General features: G+C 64.7%; 16 protein-coding genes. 13 read left to right on the forward strand and 3 right to left on the reverse strand.

The features are described 5' to 3' along the window. Positions 1–283: 283 nt before the first annotated feature. A complete protein-coding gene (locus ACFSM0_RS09100; RefSeq protein ID WP_377389542.1) occupies positions 284–1183 on the reverse strand; it encodes a LysR family transcriptional regulator ArgP in 900 nt (299 codons plus the stop codon). A 71-nt stretch (positions 1184–1254) separates the two neighbouring features. Between ACFSM0_RS09100 and ACFSM0_RS09105 the strand changes: the two genes are divergently transcribed. The 7 genes from ACFSM0_RS09105 (at position 1255) to ACFSM0_RS09135 (ending at position 8329) form a co-directional block, all read left to right on the forward strand. Continuing rightward, the gene (locus ACFSM0_RS09105) at positions 1255–1884 is read left to right on the forward strand and encodes a LysE/ArgO family amino acid transporter (protein WP_377389544.1); all 630 of its coding nucleotides are present in this window, start codon (positions 1255–1257) and stop codon (positions 1882–1884) included. Positions 1885–2042: 158 nt separating this feature from the next. Further along, on the forward strand, positions 2043–3641 hold the full coding sequence (locus ACFSM0_RS09110; protein ID WP_377389546.1) for an ABC transporter substrate-binding protein: 1599 nt from the start codon (positions 2043–2045) through the stop codon (positions 3639–3641). Positions 3642–3690: 49 nt separating this feature from the next. Next, the gene (locus ACFSM0_RS09115; protein WP_377389548.1) at positions 3691–4752 is read left to right on the forward strand and encodes an ABC transporter permease; all 1062 of its coding nucleotides are present in this window, start codon (positions 3691–3693) and stop codon (positions 4750–4752) included. Further along, a complete protein-coding gene (gene nikC / locus ACFSM0_RS09120; protein WP_377389550.1) occupies positions 4749–5657 on the forward strand; it encodes a nickel transporter permease in 909 nt (302 codons plus the stop codon). The genes ACFSM0_RS09115 and nikC overlap by 4 nt, the downstream gene beginning before the upstream one ends. Continuing rightward, complete coding sequence (locus ACFSM0_RS09125; protein ID WP_377389552.1) at positions 5654–6487, forward strand: ABC transporter ATP-binding protein; 834 nt, start codon at positions 5654–5656, stop codon at positions 6485–6487. The genes nikC and ACFSM0_RS09125 overlap by 4 nt, the downstream gene beginning before the upstream one ends. After that, positions 6480–7268: an ABC transporter ATP-binding protein gene (locus ACFSM0_RS09130; RefSeq protein WP_377389554.1), complete on the forward strand. Its 789-nt coding sequence runs from the start codon at positions 6480–6482 to the stop codon at positions 7266–7268. Before ACFSM0_RS09125 ends, ACFSM0_RS09130 begins: the two co-directional genes overlap by 8 nt. A 2-nt stretch (positions 7269–7270) precedes the next feature. Continuing rightward, on the forward strand, positions 7271–8329 hold the full coding sequence (locus ACFSM0_RS09135; RefSeq protein ID WP_377389556.1) for a dipeptidase: 1059 nt from the start codon (positions 7271–7273) through the stop codon (positions 8327–8329). Positions 8330–8396: 67 nt separating this feature from the next. Here the strand turns inward: ACFSM0_RS09135 and ACFSM0_RS09140 are convergent, their stop codons facing one another. Together ACFSM0_RS09140 and ACFSM0_RS09145 are read right to left on the reverse strand one after the other, a co-directional pair. Further along, a complete protein-coding gene (locus ACFSM0_RS09140) occupies positions 8397–9635 on the reverse strand; it encodes an acetate/propionate family kinase (RefSeq protein ID WP_377389558.1) in 1239 nt (412 codons plus the stop codon). Between the two features lie 132 nt (positions 9636–9767). Next, positions 9768–10679 (reverse strand): DUF7973 family transport facilitator, encoded by a 912-nt coding sequence (locus tag ACFSM0_RS09145; protein WP_377389560.1) that lies wholly within the window; start codon positions 10677–10679, stop codon positions 9768–9770. Positions 10680–11389: 710 nt separating this feature from the next. Between ACFSM0_RS09145 and ACFSM0_RS09150 the strand changes: the two genes are divergently transcribed. The 6 genes from ACFSM0_RS09150 to ACFSM0_RS09175 all read left to right on the forward strand — a co-directional run bounded on the left by ACFSM0_RS09150 (position 11390) and on the right by ACFSM0_RS09175 (position 17680). Beyond that, positions 11390–11980, forward strand: coding sequence for a DJ-1/PfpI family protein (locus tag ACFSM0_RS09150; protein WP_377389562.1), 591 nt, complete (start codon positions 11390–11392; stop codon positions 11978–11980). A gap of 52 nt (positions 11981–12032) precedes the next feature. After that, positions 12033–14561, forward strand: coding sequence for a glycyl radical protein (locus ACFSM0_RS09155; RefSeq protein WP_377389564.1), 2529 nt, complete (start codon positions 12033–12035; stop codon positions 14559–14561). A gap of 117 nt (positions 14562–14678) precedes the next feature. Continuing rightward, positions 14679–15818, forward strand: a complete 1140-nt coding sequence (locus ACFSM0_RS09160) for a 1-propanol dehydrogenase PduQ (RefSeq protein ID WP_377389566.1) — start codon at positions 14679–14681, stop codon at positions 15816–15818. A gap of 87 nt (positions 15819–15905) precedes the next feature. After that, positions 15906–16190: a propanediol utilization microcompartment protein PduA gene (pduA, locus tag ACFSM0_RS09165; protein ID WP_097070248.1), complete on the forward strand. Its 285-nt coding sequence runs from the start codon at positions 15906–15908 to the stop codon at positions 16188–16190. A 27-nt stretch (positions 16191–16217) separates the two neighbouring features. Next, on the forward strand, positions 16218–17027 hold the full coding sequence (gene pduB, locus ACFSM0_RS09170; protein WP_377389569.1) for a propanediol utilization microcompartment protein PduB: 810 nt from the start codon (positions 16218–16220) through the stop codon (positions 17025–17027). A 32-nt stretch (positions 17028–17059) separates the two neighbouring features. Continuing rightward, positions 17060–17680, forward strand: a complete 621-nt coding sequence (locus ACFSM0_RS09175; RefSeq protein WP_377389571.1) for a BMC domain-containing protein — start codon at positions 17060–17062, stop codon at positions 17678–17680. Positions 17681–17683: the final 3 nt, after the last annotated feature.

Raw genomic sequence — 17683 nt, forward strand, 5'->3', positions numbered from 1 at the left:
ATCTGCCGCGGGTCGGCCCCTTGTAAATCCCGCTTAATCGCCCCGCGGCGCGTGCGATCGCACGTAAAACGACATCGGATCGCGCATTTGCGCCGTTTGCCCAAACTCGGCCATCGAAAGGCGAGGCAAATTGCCGCGATTTGCGGCTGGCCCGTGGTGCGGCTGGAACGCGGCTTGCAGGGCTGCGAGAAAAAGTGCCGCTCTCATGGGCGATTTGCCTGCTGGCTGGGCAAAGTGAGGATCGGGCGGCGGTGCGATTCGTCTTTTGGCGGAAGGGCTTGGCTCAGCGCAGCGCAATCAGCCGGGCGCGGGCTTGCGCCACCACTTCCTTGGTCAGCGCCTCAAGCAGCGGGCTGCCAAGCCGGACATGCTGCCAATGCAGCGGCACATCAAGATACTGCCCCGGCATAAGCGCAATGAGCGCGCCGCTCTCGATCAGCCCCGTCGCGAGCGGCAGGGGCTGGAGCGCCCAGCCAAGCCCGGCGGCGCAGGCCTCGAGAAACCCTTGCGTCGAGGGCACGCGATGGCTGGGGGCGGTGAGCGGCAGGGTGAAGGCGTCGCGCAGCCAGCGCGCCTGCAGCCCGTCATGCGCGTCAAACTGCAAAACTGGCGCCCGCGCGAGCGCCTGAGGCGTGACACCTTGCGCAAAGTGACGGCGCAAGAACGCCGGGCTCGCGCAGGCGGCATAGCGCAGCGCACCAAGCGGGCGGGTGCGGCAGCCGGGCAGGGGGGCCGGGTCGGTGGTGAGCGCGGCCAGCACCTCGCCGCGGCGCAGGCGCTGCGCGGTATGCTCTTCGTCTTCGCGCGTCAGATGCACAAGCGCGCCGGTTGCCTCGGCAAACCGCACCACTGCGGGCAGAAACCAGCTGCCAAGCGAATCCGCATTCACGGCGACATTGAGCGTGGCCGGCCCCGCCTCCGGCCCGCCAAGCCCGGGCAGATCCGCCGCCAGCTCGCTCTCGAGAAGCCGCACCCGCTCAAGATGCGCGCAGAGCCGCGCGCCCGCCTCGGTGGCAACGGGCGGCTGGCTGCGCACGACAAGCGTGGCGCCCACCCGTTCCTCCAGCGTGCGGATGCGCTGCGACACCGCCGAGGGCGTGATGCCGAGCCCGCGCGCGGCACGCTCGAAACTGCCCTCGCGCAGCACCGCCGCCAGCGCGGCAAGAAGCGGATAGTCGAACATGTTAAGCCCTGCTTCATCTGCATTAGCATTCTGAATTGGACTACACACTCTTCCCCGGTCAGAAAAGCGCCATGACACCGCTTTCTCCTCTTTTCACGGGCTTTGCCCTTTCGCTTGGGCTGATCGTTGCGATCGGCGCGCAAAATGCCTTCGTGCTGCGCCAGGGGCTCCGGCGCGAGCATCTGGGGCTTGTGGTCGCCTTTTGCGCCTTTGCCGATCTGGCGCTGATCTCGCTCGGGGTGGCGGGGCTGGGCGCGGTGCTTGGCGGCGCGCCGCGGCTCGTGCTCTGGCTCTCGCTCGGAGGGGCGGCGTTTCTTGCCTGGTATGGCGTCTCGGCGCTGCGCCGCGCGCTTGGGGCTGAGCGGCTTGTTGCGCAGACGGGGGGCGCGGGGCTGACGCGGATCGGTGCGCTGGCCCGGGTGGCGGGGTTCACGCTCCTCAATCCGCATGTCTATCTTGATACGGTTTTGCTGGTCGGCTCGGTCGGGGCCGCCCAGCCCGCCGGGGCGCAACCGCTTTTCGTGCTCGGCGCAGGCGGGGCAAGCCTTTTCTGGTTTGGTGCGCTTGGTTACGGCGCGCGCTATCTTGCGCCGGTCTTTGCGCGGCCCCGCGCGTGGCAGCTGCTCGATCTTGCGGTCGGGGCGATGATGCTTCTTCTCGCCGCAGGGCTCTTGCGCGGGCTTTGGCCCGCCCCGGTCTGATCCACCACGCCCCTTCGCCCGGGCCTTCGCCCGGGGTGGGAGGCAGCCTTGCATCCGATCCGCCTTGAACTCCCCTCACAAAGACGTCACTTTTGCCGCAGGTCAGGCCACGCCACCCGGCAAGAGCCAGACCGCAGAAACGGACAGGGAGTCCTCTCATGAAATCACCCCTCACCCTTCCCAAGGCTTTCGCGCTTGCGGCCCTGATGGCCTGCACCGCGCCCGCCGCGCTGTTTGCCGGCACCCCGGCCGACACGCTGGTTCTGGCCGATGCGATCGACGATATCGTCTCCATCGACCCGGCCGAAGCCTTCGAATTTTCGGGCACCGACCTCAACAACAACCTCTATGACACGCTCGTTGAACTCGATCCGGCCACGACCGGGGCACTGGTTCCGGGCCTTGCAGAGAGCTGGTCGCTGGCCGATGACGGGGTGACCTACACGTTCAAGATCCGCCCGGGCGTCACCTTCTCCTCGGGCAATCCGGTCACCGCCGAGGCCGCTGCCGCCTCGCTCAAGCGCGTGATCCTGCTCGATAAAACCCCCGCCTTCATCCTCACCCAGTTCGGGCTCTCGAAGGACAATGTCGAGGAAACGATCCGCGCCGAGGGCGATACGGTCATCCTCAAGACCGACAAACCCTATGCGCCGAGCTTCGTTTACAACTGCCTCACCGCGGGCGTGGCCGAAATCGTCGATGTGAAGACGGTGATGGATCATGAAGTTGATGGCGACATGGGCAATGCCTGGCTGCAATCGAACTCGGCGGGCACCGGCGCCTATGTGCTGAAATCCTTCAAGCCGAGCGAAGGCTACGTGCTTGAGCGGCGCGAGGGCCACTGGCGCGGTGATGCGCCGATGAAATATGTGATGATGCGCCATATTCCCGAAGGCGCGACCGAGCGGCTGTTGCTGGAAAAAGGCGATATCGACATTGGCCGCGAGATGACGCCGATCGACATCGCGGGCGTCGAGGGCAACCCTGACATCACCGTGCAAGGCGATGTCGGCGGCCAGATCTACTACCTCGCGATGAACCAGAAGGTCGAGGCGCTGACCAATCCGAAAGTGCTCGAAGCGATGCGGTGGGCGGTGGATTACAAGGGCATGACCGACACGATCCTGAAAGGTCAGTGGGTCGTGCATCAGGCCTTCCTGCCGCAGGGCTTTTTGGGCGCGCTCGACGAGACGCCCTATCACCTCGATCTCGACAAGGCGAAGGCGCTGTTGGCCGAGTCGGGCGTGGCGCTGCCGCTCGACGTCTCGCTCACCGTGCGCAACAATCAGGAGCGCATGGATATTGCGCAATCGGTGCAGAACACCTTTGGCCAGATCGGCATCAACGTGACGCTCGATGTGGGCGACGGCAAGCAGGTGCTCGAAAAGTATCGTGCCCGTCAGCATGAGATCACGCTGCAGACCTGGGGCCCGGATTACCCCGACCCGCACACCAACGCCTCCACCTTCGCGGAAAACCCCGACAACTCGGACGAGGCGAAGGCGACGGGCTATCTCGCCTGGCGCACCGCCTGGGATCCGGGCGAGATGGGCGCGATGACCGAGGCGGCTGTGACCGAGCGCGACACCGACAAGCGCGCCGCGATGTATCAAGACATTCAGCGCACCCACCGCGACACTTCCGCTTTCGTGCTGATGTTCCAGCAGGCGCGGCAAGATGCGATGCGCGCCAATGTGAAGGGCTTCCACGCCGGTGGCGCGACCGATTCCGCCGCCTACTGGACCGTGACGAAGTAAGATCCTCCCGCCGCGCGGTCTTTGGGCTGCGCGGCGGGGCCACCCCCTCATGGCCCATTCCGAAACACGTCCCCCCGCCCACCTGACCGAGTTTGCGCGCCGCCTTGTCGGCGGTCTCGTCACCCTTGCCATCACCCTTCTGGGCCTGTTGCTCGTCACCTTCATCATTGGCCGCGTCGTGCCGATTGACCCGGTGCTGTCGATCGTGGGCGAGCGCGCCACGCAGGCGCAATATGCCGCCGCGCGCGAGGCGCTTGGCCTTGATGCGCCGCTGTGGCAGCAATTCTGGATCTATGTCCGCGATGCGGTGCATGGGGATCTGGGGCAGTCGATCCGCACGCAACAGCCGGTCCTGACCGAAATCGCCCGCCGCTTTCCCGCCACGCTCGAACTCGCCACGCTCGGCACGATCATCGGGGTCATTCTGGGCGTGCCCGCGGGCGTGCTTGCCGCCACCCGGCCGGGCTCGATCTCGGACCAGATCGTCCGCCTCGTCGGCCTTGTCGGCTATTCGATGCCGGTATTCTGGCTCGGCCTCATTGGCCTTCTTATCTTCTATGGCGAGCTTGGCTGGGTCGGCGGCCCGGGCCGGCTCGACCCCTCCTATGACATGATGCTCGAATTCACCATGACGCGTTACACCGGCGCGATCTTGATCGATTCCGCGCTCAACGGCGCGTGGGACGTGTTTGCCAATGCGCTCACCCATATCATCCTGCCCGCAGGGCTTTTGGGTTACGTTTCAATGGCCTACATCAGCCGTATGACGCGCAGTTTCATGCTGGGCGAGTTGAGCCAGGAATATATCACCACCGCCCGCGTCAAGGGCATGCCGGAATGGCGGGTGATCTGGGTGCATGCGATGCGCAACGTCTCCGTGCCGCTGATCACCGTTGTGGCGCTTTCCTATGCCTATCTGCTCGAAGGCTCGGTGCTGACCGAAACGATTTTCGCCTGGCCGGGGCTTGGCAGCTATATCACCGATGCGCTCTTTGCCGCAGATATGCCCGCGGTGCTGGGCGGCACGGTGGTGGTGGGCGTCGCCTTCGTGACGCTCAACATGGCGTCGGACCTGCTCTACCGCCTCGTTGATCCGAGGGCGCGCACATGACCCAGACCCTTTCCCAATGGCTCACCGATCCCTCGCCCTCGTCGCGGGCGCAGGCGCGCATCGGGCAGGCCTGGCTGGCCTGGCTCCGGCTCAAGCGCAACCATCTTGCAATGCTCGGGCTCGCCATCATTGTGCTTTTGTGCGCGATGGCCGCCTTCGCGCCGCTTTTTGCCACGCATGACCCGTTCACCCAAAACCTCGGCCAGCGGCTTTTGCCGCCGGGCACGCCGGGGCACTGGCTCGGCACCGATGATTTTGGCCGCGATATCTGGTCTCGCATCGTCTATGGCGCGCGCATCACGCTTTATATCATCGCCCTCGTGGCCGTGACCGCGCCGGTGATCGGCCTCGCCATCGGCACCGTGGCGGGCTATTTCGGCGGCATCGTCGATACCGTGCTGATGCGCATCACCGATATCTTCCTTGCCTTCCCGCGGCTCATTCTGGCGCTCGCGCTTGTCGCCGTGCTGGGGCCGGGGATCGTCAATGCCGTGCTTGCGATCGCACTGACCGCCTGGCCGCCCTATGCCCGTGTGGCGCGCGCCGAAACGCTCACCGTGCGCAATTCGGACTATATCGCCGCGGTGCGGCTGCAGGGCGCCGGGGCCGGGCGGATCATCTGGGGCCATGTCATGCCGATGTGCCTGCCCTCGGTGATCATTCGCGTCACGCTTGACATGGCAGGGGTGATCCTGATCGCCGCGGGCCTTGGCTTTCTCGGCCTTGGCGTGCAGCCGCCGCTTCCCGAATGGGGTCTGATGATCTCTTCGGGGCGCAAGTTCCTGTTCGAGCAATGGTGGGTGGCCACCATGCCGGGCCTTGCGATCTTCCTTGTGTCGCTCGGCTTCAACCTTCTGGGCGATGGTCTGCGCGACGTGCTTGACCCGCGGAGTGCCTCGCGATGAGTTTGCTGGAAATCGAAAACCTCCGTGTCACCTTTGATACGGAGACGGGCCCGGTTCATGCCGTGCGTGGCGTAAGCTTCAGCCTCGGGCGCGAACGTCTTGGAATTGTGGGCGAAAGCGGCTCCGGCAAGACCATCACCGGGCGCTCGGTTCTGCGCCTCATCCGCCCGCCGGGGCGGATCGAGGCAGACCGGATGCGCTTTGACGGCATCGACCTCACGAAGGCCTCGGAAAAGCAGATGCGCGCGTTGCGCGGGCCGCGCCTTGCCATGGTGATGCAAGACCCGAAATATTCGCTCAACCCGGTGATGCGGGTGGGCGCGCAGCTGATGGAGGGGCTGTTGCGGCGCGACCGGCTTGGCCGGGCGGAGGCGCGCAAAAAGGCGATTGCCGCGCTGGAGGCGGTGCAGATCCGCGACCCCGAGCGGGTGATGGAGGCCTGGCCGCATGAGCTTTCAGGCGGGATGGGGCAGCGCGTGATGATCGCGATGATGCTGATCCCTGAGCCCGATCTGCTGATTGCCGACGAGCCCACCTCGGCGCTCGATGTGACGGTGCAGGCGGAGGTGATGGCGATCCTCGACGGGCTCGTGCGCGAGCGCGGCATGGGGCTCATTTTCATCAGTCACGACCTGCGCCTTGTGGCGCGGTTTTGCGACCGGGTGCTGGTGATGTATCGCGGCAAGATCGTCGAGGAACTGGCCGCGGGCGATCTGATGGAGGCCAAACACCCCTATACGCAGGGGCTTTTGAATTGCCTGCCGCGCATCGGGGGGCCGCGCCAACCCCTGCCGGGGCTCGACCGCACGGGGGACTGGGCCAATGCGTGATGTGATCGAATCTGATTTCATCGAGATCGACAGTCTTTCCGTCACCTTCGAGGCGAAGGGGCGGCGCGTGCATGCGGTGCAGGAGGTGAGCCTGAAGGTGGGGGCGAAGCAGAGCTTTGGCCTTGTGGGCGAGAGCGGCTCGGGCAAATCCACCATCCTGCGCGCAATCTGCGGGCTGGCGCCTGTGTCCGGCGGCGCGATCCGCATCGCTGGAGAGCCCGTGAATACGCGCAACGCCAAGGCCTTTGCGAGCCGGGTGCAGATGGTGTTCCAGGACCCCTATGCGAGCCTGCATCCGCGCCACACCATTGACCGCACGCTCTCCGAGCCGCTGGCGATCCATGGCATCAAGGGCACCGATGCCCGCGTTGTGCGCGCGCTTGAGGATGTGGGCCTGCCCGCCTCCTTCCGCTTCCGCTATCCGCACCAGCTCTCGGGCGGGCAGCGCCAGCGCGTGGCGATTGCCCGCGCGCTGATGCTTGAGCCCGAGATCCTGCTTCTGGATGAGCCCACCTCGGCGCTTGATGCCTCGGTGCAGGCAGAGGTGCTCAACCTGCTCAACCGGCTGCGCGCCGAGCATGGTTTGACATTTTTGATGGTCAGCCATGATCTTGCGGTTATCGACCATATGTGCGACCGCATCCTTGTCATGCAGCACGGCCGCGCCGTCGAAGAGCTGGCCCGCGAAGACCTCGCCTCCGCGCGCATGAAGACCGACTATGCCCGCAACCTGTTCGCGGCGTCCGCCGACCGGATGTTGGGCGCCACTTCAAAGGACTGAAAATGATCCCCGTGTTCGACGGCCACAACGACCTTCTGTTGCGGCTTCTGGAGGCGCCCGAGCGGCGCGAAACGATTTGGCTCACCGGTGAGGGGAAGGGCCAGCTTGATCTGCCGCGCATGCAGGCGGGCGGCTTTGCGGGGGGCTTCTTCGCGATCTATCTGCCCTCGCCGGTGTCGCATGACGATGCCGATCTGATGGCGCAGATGGAAAACCCGCCCTATGCGCTGCCGCTGCCCGACGCGATTCCCTTCTCTGACGCGCTCGCGCCCGCCATCGCCGCGGCGGGTCACATGCTCTGGATGGAGCGCGCCGCCAAGGGCGCGTTCCGCATTTGCCGCACCGGGGCGGAGGTGCGCGCAGCACTCAAGGAGGGCGTGATCGCGGGCATCATGCATATGGAGGGCGCCGAGGCGATCGACGAAAGCCTTGATACGCTTCATGTGTTTCATGCGATGGGGCTGCGCTCGCTCGGGCCGGTCTGGTCGCGCCCGACGCTCTTTGGCCATGGCGTGCCCTTTGCCTATCCGTCGTCGCCCGATACCGGGCCGGGGCTCACCGATGCGGGCAAGCGGCTCGTGAAGGAATGCAACGCGCTCAAGGTGATGATCGACCTGAGCCATCTCAATGAGAAGGGCTTTGACGATGTGGCGGCGCTCTCCGATGCGCCGCTCGTGGCCACCCATTCGAACGTGCATGCGCTTTGTGCGTCGTCGCGCAACCTCACCGACCGCCAGCTCGACATGATCCGCGAAAGCCGCGGCATGGTGGGGCTGAACTATGCGGTGGGCTTCCTGACCGAGACTGGCATCAAGGACCCGGCCTGCGGCTGGGCGCCGATGCTGCGCCACCTCGATTACCTGATCGAGCGGCTTGGCGAAGACCACGTGGGCCTTGGCTCGGATTTTGACGGCGCCGAAATTCCCGCGGTTCTGGGCGATGTGGCGGGGCTGCAGGGGCTTGTCGAGGCGATGCTTGCGCATGGCTATGGCGAGGCGCTGGTGCGCAAGATCGCACATGAGAACTGGTGTGCCCTGATCGAGCGCACGCTCGGCGCCTGAGCCAAACCGCGCGCAAAGAAAAACCGCCGGTCTTGCAACTGACCGGCGGTTTTGTTTTTCCAAGGGCTCACTCGGCAGCGAGGCGGGGGCTTTCTTCCTGCATCGCAGCCACGCCGGGCCGGGTCAGGGCGAGCGTGTCGATGGCGATCATCCGTTCCTCGTCTGTCGGCACCACGAGGGTTGCCACCCGCGCGCCCGAGGCGGAGATGTTCGGATCACCGCCGCGCGCGGCGGCATTGAGCCGCGAGTCGATCTCGATCCCCAAAAAGCCCATGTCGGCACAGATACGCGTGCGAATCTCGGCGCTGTTCTCGCCAATGCCGGCGGTGAAGACGAGCGCATCGAGCCCGCCCATCGCGGCGGCATAGGCGCCAATGGTCTTGCGGATCTGATAGGTGAAGACCTCCAGCGCGAGCTGGCAGCGCGTGTTGCCCTTTTCGGCGGCGGTGCAGATTTCGCGCATGTCGTTGGACAGGCCGGAGAGGCCGAGCAGACCGCTCTTGCGGTAGCAGATTTCCTCGACCTGCTCGAGGCTCATGCCGAGTTTGTTGACGAGGTGGAAGATGATCGCCGGGTCGAAATCGCCCGCCCGCGTGCCCATGGCCACGCCGCTGAACGTGCCAAAGCCGATTGTCGTATCGACCGATTTGCCGCCCTTGATCGCATCAAGGGTGACGCCGTTGCCAAGGTGGCACACGACCATCGAGAGCGCCTCGATCGGGCGGTTGAGTATTTCTGCGGCGGCCTGGCTCACATAGCGGCAGGAGGTGCCGTGAAAGCCGTAGCGGCGGATACCATGCGCGACGCTGAGTTCAAACGGCAGCGCATAGAGATGCGCTTTCGGTGGCACGGTCTGGTGAAAGGCGGTGTCGAAAACGACCACATTGGGCACGCCGGGAAAGGCGCGCTGCGCCTCTTCGATGCCAACGATATTGGCGGGGTTGTGGAGCGGCGCGAAAGTGGCGCACTCGCGCAGGGCTTGGAGGACGCAGTCATCGACGACGACCGAGCCGAAGAAGATCGCGCCGCCATGCACCACACGGTGACCGATCGCCGTGACGGCCCCGGGGCATTGCAGCACGCCATATTCGGGCGACAGGAGCGCCTCCATCATCGCGCCAAAGGCGGCATGGTGGTTGGCGGTCTCGCAGTGCCGCCGCTCGCCGCGCCGGCCAACGAAATGCTCGGCATAGCCCTCGGGCTCACCGATCTTCGCGATCATGCCAGAGCACAGAACCTTTGTCAGATCAGGGGTATAGAGTTGATATTTCAGGCTGGAACTGCCGGAGTTGATGATCAGGATCATGGGGGTCGTCCTTGTCGGTCGGGGGAGGAGCGGCCGCGGGGGCGTCCGCCGGGAACTGTGGGACGGCGCGGCACCAAAGCGTCGCGCCGTCCGGGGGAGGTCGGGGCCGGCCGGAGGTCCGGCCCTGCCGGGTCAGACCGGAAGCGGGATCAGGGCCCAGAAGCCGAGGAAGCTCAGCAGGTTGACGGCAAAGGTCATGACCGCGATCGCGCAGGCCGGCGGGTCGATATGGGTGTCGCCATGGCACAGGAAGGCGCGGGCGAAGAACTCACCAAGGAAGGCCGAGAGGATGCCGATCACCGCGCCCCAGATCACGCTGCCGGAGGCGACGCCCGCAAGGGCTGCGGGCAGCATGATGTGGTGCGAGACGGGGGTAAGCACGCCCAGCGTCAGGAACAGAAGGCTCGCGGCGGCGATGCCGAAGGCCAGAAGCGCGCCGGGCACGCCATAGGTCACGCCGAGCCAGCCGCCAAGGAGCCCGCCGCCAAGCCCGATCACCACGATCTGCGCGAAGCTCGACTGGAACACCAGCCATTTGGTGGCATCGGTCGGGTGGAAGAAGCCACGGCCCGGATCGGCCTTGCCGCACAGCCCGCAGGTGCCCCACAGGAAGCGCGCGATAAAGGCGGAGATCACCACGCCCACCGCGGGAAGGTCGCTGAAGGCAAGGCCCGGGCCAAAGCTCGGCACAAAGGTGAGCGCCCAGAAGATCAGATAGCCAAGCGCGCCGAACACGCCGCCGACAAGGAGCACATCCGGGCTGTTGAGCCCCATGCCCGCGGTGACGATGTTGCGCCCGCTGTCAAGCTTGCCTTTTTTGGCGGCATAGGCGGCGGCGGCAACGCCCGCGGCAAAGCCGCCCGTGTGCGGGCCAAAGGCGCCAAAGGGGATGCCGAAGAAATCGGTGGCTTCGGGGGCGACCGCGAGCTGGATCGCCACGCCGATCATCGTCAGAAAACCGACGAAGGTAAAGGCGGGGAGCGCGCCGATTGCGGCCCCGAATATACCGCCGCCAAAGGCGACGAGCAAACCGAGCAGTGTCATTCTGGTCTCCTTGTATTTCCGGCTGAGCACTGTGGCCTTTAAACCGGCTTATCCCTTGTTCTCGGAAACGGATATTCAGTCATACCCGGAACCGTATCCGGAGCGATTTCTCGCGGAAAAGGCATACGAAAACCGGCCATGGAATTTACATTCCATGGATATTCGTCCTGGGCCCGGTTGACGCGAGATTTTCTCCGATCGCGCAGATGTCGATCAAGCACCAACCTACGCGCGGGGCAGGCGCGGGATCAAGGTGAGCGGCTTGGCCTTCGCGGGTAGTTTCTTGCAAAAGCGGCGCACACAAGCCGGTGAGACTCACGATGAGTTCATCTAAGTATCAGAAATAAAACATTAAAAATTTCCGTGACGTGAGTCGCTTTTCGCTCGGAAAGGGCGTTTTCGCCAGTTTTTGCGGTGTCTGCCGCGGGCGAGAGGGGGCAGGCTTGTCCCGCAATCAGGACCGGGAGCCGTGCCGCCTTGCGGTGCGATGACAAGAAATCACCTGTCGCTGTCTTTTTTTGTCATGCGCCTCCGGGGGCGTTTTGCAGGCGGGTCAAAAATGCCCAACGTTTAAAGGGAAAAAGGACGGAATCCGGCCAAGGGCAAGTTATTCCCCCTGCTGGTCAAGCCCGTCTCGTTGACCATCGACCACCCCGGGGCCTATTCCTTCTTCAGTCGCCGATAAAAGGCCGACACAGGAACGGAAAACCATGAAACCCCTCACTGGAAATAAAATCCTGATGCTCGTCGGAGATTATTCCGAGGATTATGAGGCGATGGTTCCGTTTCAAGCGCTCGGCATGCTCGGTTTCACGGTTGATGCGGTCTGCCCCGGCAAACGCAAAGGGGAAACGATCCGCACCGCGATCCATGATTTCGAGGGCGACCAGACCTATTCGGAAAAACCCGGCCATCTGTTTCGGCTCACCGCCTCCTTCGCGACGGTCAGCCCCGACGACTACGCCGGTCTCTATCTCGTCGGTGGCCGTGCCTGCGAATACCTGCGTCTGGATGCGCAGGTGCTGGCCATCGTGCGGGCCTTCATGACGGAGAACCGGCCTGTGGCCGCGATCTGCCATGGCGCGCAGCTCCTGACCGCCGCCGATGTGGTGCGCGGGCGTCGGATGACGGCCTACCCGGCCGTCGAGCCGGAAGTGCGGGCGGCAGGAGCCCACTTCGTCGCAGTCGCGCCGGAGCAAACCGTGGTCGACGGAAATCTCGTGAGCGCACCGGCATGGCCGGGGCATCAGACCCTGATGCGCGCCTTCGTGAGCCTCGTCGCTCCGAACATTCTGACCTGACCGGCTCTCCGGGCATGCGCGCCCGGGAAGCTTTCACAGCCTGGAGGATGCAATGATTGAGAAGGGCTTCACCAAACCGACCGACCGTATCACGCGGTTGAAAAACCAGATCCTGAACGCCCGGCCGCATGTCGAGGCGGAACGGGCGGTTCTGGCCACCGAAGCGTATAAGGCCACAGAAGGCATGTCGCCGATCCTGCGTCGGGCCCGGGTGGTGGAAAAGATCTTCGCGGAACTGCCGATCACGATCCGTGACGACGAACTTGTCGTGGGCTCGATCACCATCAACCCGCGTTCGACCGAAATCTGCCCCGAATTCAGCTTCGACTGGGTGGAAAAAGAGTTCGAAACGATGGCTGGCCGCGTTGCCGACCCGTTCGAGATCCCGAAAGAAACCGCCGCGGCGCTGCATGAGGCGTTCAAATACTGGCCCGGCCGCACGACGTCGGACCTTGCCTCCTCCTACATGTCGCAAAAGGCCAAGGATTGCATGGCCAACGGCGTCTTCACCGTCGGCAACTACTTCTACGGCGGCGTTGGCCACGTTTGCGTTGACTACGGCAAGATCCTAAAGATCGGCTTCTCCGGCGTCATCATGGAAGCGATCAAACGGCGCGAATTCCTCGACGACAAAGATCCCGACGCGATCAAGAAAAACCAGTTCTACACCGCCGTCATCATTGCCTACAAAGCCGCGATCGACTTTGCGCATCGCTATGCTGACAAGGCCGAAGAGCTGGCCAAGGCCTGCTCCAACCCGACCCGCAAGGCTGAGCTTGAGCAAATTGCCAAGAACTGCCGCCGCGTGCCCGAACATGGCGCCTCCACCTTCTGGGAAGCTTGCCAGACGATGTGGTTCATCCAGTGCATGCTGCAGATCGAAAGCTCGGGCCACTCGATCTCGCCCGGTCGCTTCGACCAATACATGTATCCCTACCTGAAAGCCGATACCTCGATCAGCCGCGAAGCCGCGCAAGAGCTTGTCGACTGCATCTGGATCAAGCTGAACGACGTCAACAAGACGCGCGATGAAGTTTCGGCCCAGGCCTTTGCGGGCTATGCCGTGTTCCAGAACCTCTGCGTGGGCGGGCAAACCGAAGACGGGCTCGATGCCACGAACGACGTGTCCTACATGTGCATGGAAGCTGTTGCGCACGTTCGCCTTCCGGCGCCCTCGTTCTCGATCCGCGTCTGGCAAGGCACGCCCGACGAGTTCCTGCACCGCGCCGCCGAAGTGGTGCGCCTCGGCCTCGGCGTTCCGGCTGTCTACAACGACGAGGTGATCATCCCGTCGCTGCAAAACCGGGGTGTGTCGCTCGCTGATGCCCGCGATTACGGCATCGTCGGCTGCGTGGAACCGCAAGCGATCCACCGCACCGAAGGCTGGCACGACGCGGCGTTCTTCAACGTGGCGAAAGTGCTCGAGATCACGCTCAACAACGGCAAGGTGGGCACGACCCAGCTTGGCCCGGTCACCGGCGACGCGAAAGACTGGAAATCGCTCGAAGATTTCTACGCCGCTTTCGAAGCGCAAATGGCCTTCTTCGTCAAATACCTCGCCGAAGCCGACAACTGTGTCGACATCGCTCACGCCGAACGGGCGCCGCTGCCCTTCCTCTCGGCGATGGTCGATGACTGCATGGGCCGTGGCAAATCGGTGCAGGAAGGTGGGGCGATCTACAACTTCACCGGCCCGCAAGCCTTCGGTGTCGCCGACACCGGTGACTCGGTCTATGCGATGAAGAAATTCGTCTTCGACGGCAAGAAGCTGACGATGGCCGAACTGAAGGAAGCGCTCGACGCGAACTTCGGCATGGTGGCTGGCGCTGGCACCCCGGCGGCGGAGATGACCGAAGCCCAGATCTACGATGCGGTGAAAAAAGTCCTCGCCTCGAATGCCTCGCTCGATGTGGCGGCGCTCAAAGACGAAGTCTACCGCACCCTCGCTTCGGGCGCTGCCCCGGCTGGCGGGTCGTCGAAATACGAAAGTGTCCGGCGGCTGCTCGACTCGGCGGAAAGCTTCGGCAACGACATCGACGAAGTTGACCTGATCGCCCGCAAATGCGCGCAGGTCTACTGCAAGGAAGTGGAAAAATACACCAACCCGCGCGGCGGCCAGTTCCAGGCCGGGATCTACCCGGTGTCGGCCAACGTGCTCTTCGGCAAGGATGTGGGCGCGCTGCCCGATGGTCGCCCGGCCAAGCTTCCGCTCGCCGATGGTGTGTCTCCGCGGCAAGGCAAAGATACGCTCGGCCCGACCGCCGCAGCGAACTCGGTGGCCAAGCTCGACCACTTCATCGCCTCGAACGGCACGCTCTACAACCAGAAATTCCTGCCTTCCGCTCTGGCAGGGGATGCCGGGTTGCAGAACTTCGCCTCGCTCGTGCGGTCTTACTTCGACCACAAGGGGATGCATGTGCAGTTCAACGTGATCGACCGCGAAACGCTGCTCAAGGCGCAGAAAAACCCCGAGGACTACAATGACCTCGTGGTGCGGGTGGCCGGTTACTCGGCGCAGTTCGTTGTGCTCGCCAAAGAAGTGCAGGACGACATCATCAGCCGCACCGAACAAGCGTTCTAAGCGCTTCCCGCAGGCCCCGCCAGCCCATGGCGGGACCTGACCTCCGGGGGGCATCGGCGCCTCTCCCCTCCCTGCCGATGCCCTCCGGGCCCTACCTCTCGCTCAACAGGTGTCCCGATGACCCGCTACCAAAGTTTCACGCCCCGCACCGAGATCGTTTTCGGCGAAGGGCTGCTGGAGCGCCTCGAAGCCTATCGTGGCCAGCGCGTCGGCATCGTGACCGATGAATTCATGGCCCGCTCCGGCCCGCTTGACCGGGTGATGGCCCATCTGGGCGGCTGCGAGGTCAAGGTCTTCGCCGAAGCCATTCCCGAACCGCCGCTGGCCACTGTCGCCGCCGGTGCGCGCCTCTTTGCCGACTTCCGCCCCGATGTGGTGCTGGCCCTTGGCGGCGGCTCGCCGATCGACGCGGCCAAGGCCATCCTCGCCGTGGTGCGCGGCATGGACAGCTCCCATCCGATCCGTCTCGTCGCGATCCCGACGACGAGCGGCACGGGCTCGGAAGTCACCGCCTTCGCGGTGATCTCCGACCCGGCCAATAACCGCAAGTTCCCGCTGATTTCCAACGATCTGATCCCGGATGTGGCGCTGCTTGACCCGGAATTCGTGCGCACCGCGCCGCCCAAGGTGACGGCCGATACCGGCATGGATGTGATCACCCATGCGATCGAGGCGGTGGTGGCGCGCAATGCGTCGAACTTTACCGATGCCTTTGCCGAAAAGGCGCTCGAGCTCGCCTTTGCGGCGCTGCCGAAAGCTTACGAGAACGGCAATGATCTCGCCGCCCGCGATGCCATGCATCAGGCTTCCTGCCTTGCGGGCATGGCCTTCACCGAGGCCGGGCTCGGCATCAACCACGGCCTCGCCCATGCGCTTGGCGGTCGGTTCCATCTGGTGCACGGGCGCCTCAATGCGGTGCTTTTACCGCATGTGATCGCCTGGAATGCCGGGCTCGTCGATGACGCGCCGGGCTGCCGCGAAACGGCGGGGCGCTATGCCCGCATCGCACTGCGCGTCGGGCTGGATGTGCCCGGCACCCGTGCGGGCGTGATCGCGCTGATCCGTGCCATCGAAGCGTTCAACGAGCGCTTCGCCATCCCTTCCACGTTGCGCGGCCTTGGCCTCGACATCGGGGAATATCGTCGGGCGATCCCCGACCTTGCGGCAGCCGCAATGGCGGATGCCTGCACCGCGGGTAACCCGCGCCGGCCCTCGCTTGCGGAGCTCGAGCAGCTCCTCGACCGGGCCGGGGGCTGAGTGGGGAGGACGCGCCGACATCGCATCATGAACCATCTATCCCCAATGAAACCAACGTTTTGCAGACCGGAAAGCAAGGAGTAAGTCATGCAACAAGAAGCTCTCGGAATGGTCGAGACCAAAGGTCTGGTCGCCGCCATCGAAGCCGCCGACGCCATGGTGAAATCGGCCAATGTGGCCATGGTCGGCTATGAAAAAATCGGGTCCGGCCTCGTCACCGTGATGGTGCGCGGTGATGTGGGTGCGGTGAAAGCCGCCACCGACGCCGGTGCCGTCGCCGCCGAAAAAGTGGGTTCGGTCGTTTCCGTCCACGTGATCCCGCGCCCCCACACCGAAGTGGAAAAAATCCTGCCGGCCGCGAAAGCGCTGTGAGCCCGACCCTAGGAAGGAGGATCGACGATGAAAGACGATCTTGTCGAAAAACTGATGGATGAGGTGATGCGGAAGATGAGCCCCGAGGCTCCCGCCGCGGCCCCCGTCGAAGCCGCCGCGCCCAAAGCCGCGCCGAAGAAAGCCTGCAACCTCACCGAATTCGTCGGCACTGCCATCGGCAACACCGTCGGTCTGGTGATCGCCAACGTCGATCCGCTGCTGCATGAGCAGATGAAGATCGACAAGAAATACCGCTCGATCGGTATTGTCGGCGCGCGCACCGGGGCAGGCCCGCATATCTTTGCCGCCGATGAAGCGGTGAAGGCGACCAACAGCGAAGTGGTGCTGATCGAACTGCCGCGCGACACCGAAGGCGGTGCCGGTCACGGCTCGCTGATCCTGTTCGGGGCGGAAGATGTCTCGGATGCGCGCCGCGCGGTCGAGGTCACGCTCTCCGAGCTTAACCGCACCTTTGGCGACGTCTATGGCAACTCGGCCGGTCACCTGGAATTCCAGTATACCGCCCGCGCGTCCTATGCGCTCAACAAGGCCTTCGGGGCGCCGATCGGGCAAGCCTTCGGCATCACGGTCGCCGGCCCTGCCGCGATCGGCGTGCTGCTGGCCGATACCGCGGCCAAGGCGGCGACCGTTGAGCCGGTGGGCTATGCCTCGCCCGGCAACGGCGGTACCAGCTACTCGAACGAGGTGATCTTCATGTTCACCGGCGACTCCGGCGCCGTGCGGCAGGCGATCATTGCCGCGCGTGAAGTCGGCAAGCAGGTGCTGTCCACGCTCGACGGGGCGGAACTGGTCTCCTCGACCACTCCCTACATCTAAGCCCCCACATCTGAGACTGAAAGGAAATCGTCATGTCGGAACAAAGCCTTGGATTGATCGAGACGGCGGGTCTGGCGGCGGCAGTGACCGCGGCGGATGCGGCGGTCAAATCGGCCAATGTCACGCTTGTCGGCTATGAACTCACCAAGGGTGACGGCATGGCGGTGGTTAAGCTGCGCGGCGATGTGGGGGCTGTGAAGGCCGCCATCGAGGCCGCGCAGGCCGCGGCGGGGCGCGTCGGACGGGTCGTTGCGACCCGGGTCATCGCACGCCCCGCCGCCGGTCTCAAGGCGCTCGTCGAGAGCCGTGAAACGATCGGGTGGGACCGGGGCGAAAGTGGTTATCCCGCTGCCGCCGCCCCGCACCCGGAGGCGCCCGCCGAGAAGGCGCCGATCCCGCCGGATGCGTCTTCCTCGGACGCATCCGGCACCCCCGAAGTCAAGGCGGCGGCCGAGCCTGAGCCTGAGCCTGCGCCTGCGCCGGCGGCGCCCGAACCTGCGGCAGAGCCCTCTGCAGAGCCGCTCACCGCGCCCGTGGCCGAAGCCGAGATCGAACCGGCCCCTGACGCCGCGCCGGAACCGGCGCCCCAATCCGCTTCCCCCTCCGTGCCGCAGCGCCCGGTGCGCCCCGGCAAGGGACCGAAAGGCCGCTGATCC

The organism is Rhodobacter lacus, assembly GCF_042683065.1.
GTDB classification, from domain to species: domain Bacteria; phylum Pseudomonadota; class Alphaproteobacteria; order Rhodobacterales; family Rhodobacteraceae; genus Rhodobacter; species Rhodobacter lacus.

Bases quoted from the DNA above. Each gene is read 5' to 3' on its own strand.
- pduB (WP_377389569.1), top strand. From the start codon at position 16,218: ATGAAAGACGATCTTGTCGAAAAACTGATGGATGAGGTGATGCGGAAG.
- ACFSM0_RS09125 (WP_377389552.1), top strand. From the start codon at position 5,654: ATGAGTTTGCTGGAAATCGAAAACCTCCGTGTCACCTTTGATACGGAG.
- ACFSM0_RS09105 (WP_377389544.1), top strand. From the start codon at position 1,255: ATGACACCGCTTTCTCCTCTTTTCACGGGCTTTGCCCTTTCGCTTGGG.
- ACFSM0_RS09115 (WP_377389548.1), top strand. From the start codon at position 3,691: ATGGCCCATTCCGAAACACGTCCCCCCGCCCACCTGACCGAGTTTGCG.
- ACFSM0_RS09150 (WP_377389562.1), top strand. From the start codon at position 11,390: ATGAAACCCCTCACTGGAAATAAAATCCTGATGCTCGTCGGAGATTAT.
- ACFSM0_RS09145 (WP_377389560.1), bottom strand. From the start codon at position 10,679: ATGACACTGCTCGGTTTGCTCGTCGCCTTTGGCGGCGGTATATTCGGG.
- ACFSM0_RS09175 (WP_377389571.1), top strand. From the start codon at position 17,060: ATGTCGGAACAAAGCCTTGGATTGATCGAGACGGCGGGTCTGGCGGCG.
- ACFSM0_RS09110 (WP_377389546.1), top strand. From the start codon at position 2,043: ATGAAATCACCCCTCACCCTTCCCAAGGCTTTCGCGCTTGCGGCCCTG.
- pduA (WP_097070248.1), top strand. From the start codon at position 15,906: ATGCAACAAGAAGCTCTCGGAATGGTCGAGACCAAAGGTCTGGTCGCC.
- ACFSM0_RS09135 (WP_377389556.1), top strand. From the start codon at position 7,271: ATGATCCCCGTGTTCGACGGCCACAACGACCTTCTGTTGCGGCTTCTG.
- ACFSM0_RS09160 (WP_377389566.1), top strand. From the start codon at position 14,679: ATGACCCGCTACCAAAGTTTCACGCCCCGCACCGAGATCGTTTTCGGC.
- ACFSM0_RS09155 (WP_377389564.1), top strand. From the start codon at position 12,033: ATGATTGAGAAGGGCTTCACCAAACCGACCGACCGTATCACGCGGTTG.
- nikC (WP_377389550.1), top strand. From the start codon at position 4,749: ATGACCCAGACCCTTTCCCAATGGCTCACCGATCCCTCGCCCTCGTCG.
- ACFSM0_RS09100 (WP_377389542.1), bottom strand. From the start codon at position 1,183: ATGTTCGACTATCCGCTTCTTGCCGCGCTGGCGGCGGTGCTGCGCGAG.
- ACFSM0_RS09130 (WP_377389554.1), top strand. From the start codon at position 6,480: ATGCGTGATGTGATCGAATCTGATTTCATCGAGATCGACAGTCTTTCC.
- ACFSM0_RS09140 (WP_377389558.1), bottom strand. From the start codon at position 9,635: ATGATCCTGATCATCAACTCCGGCAGTTCCAGCCTGAAATATCAACTC.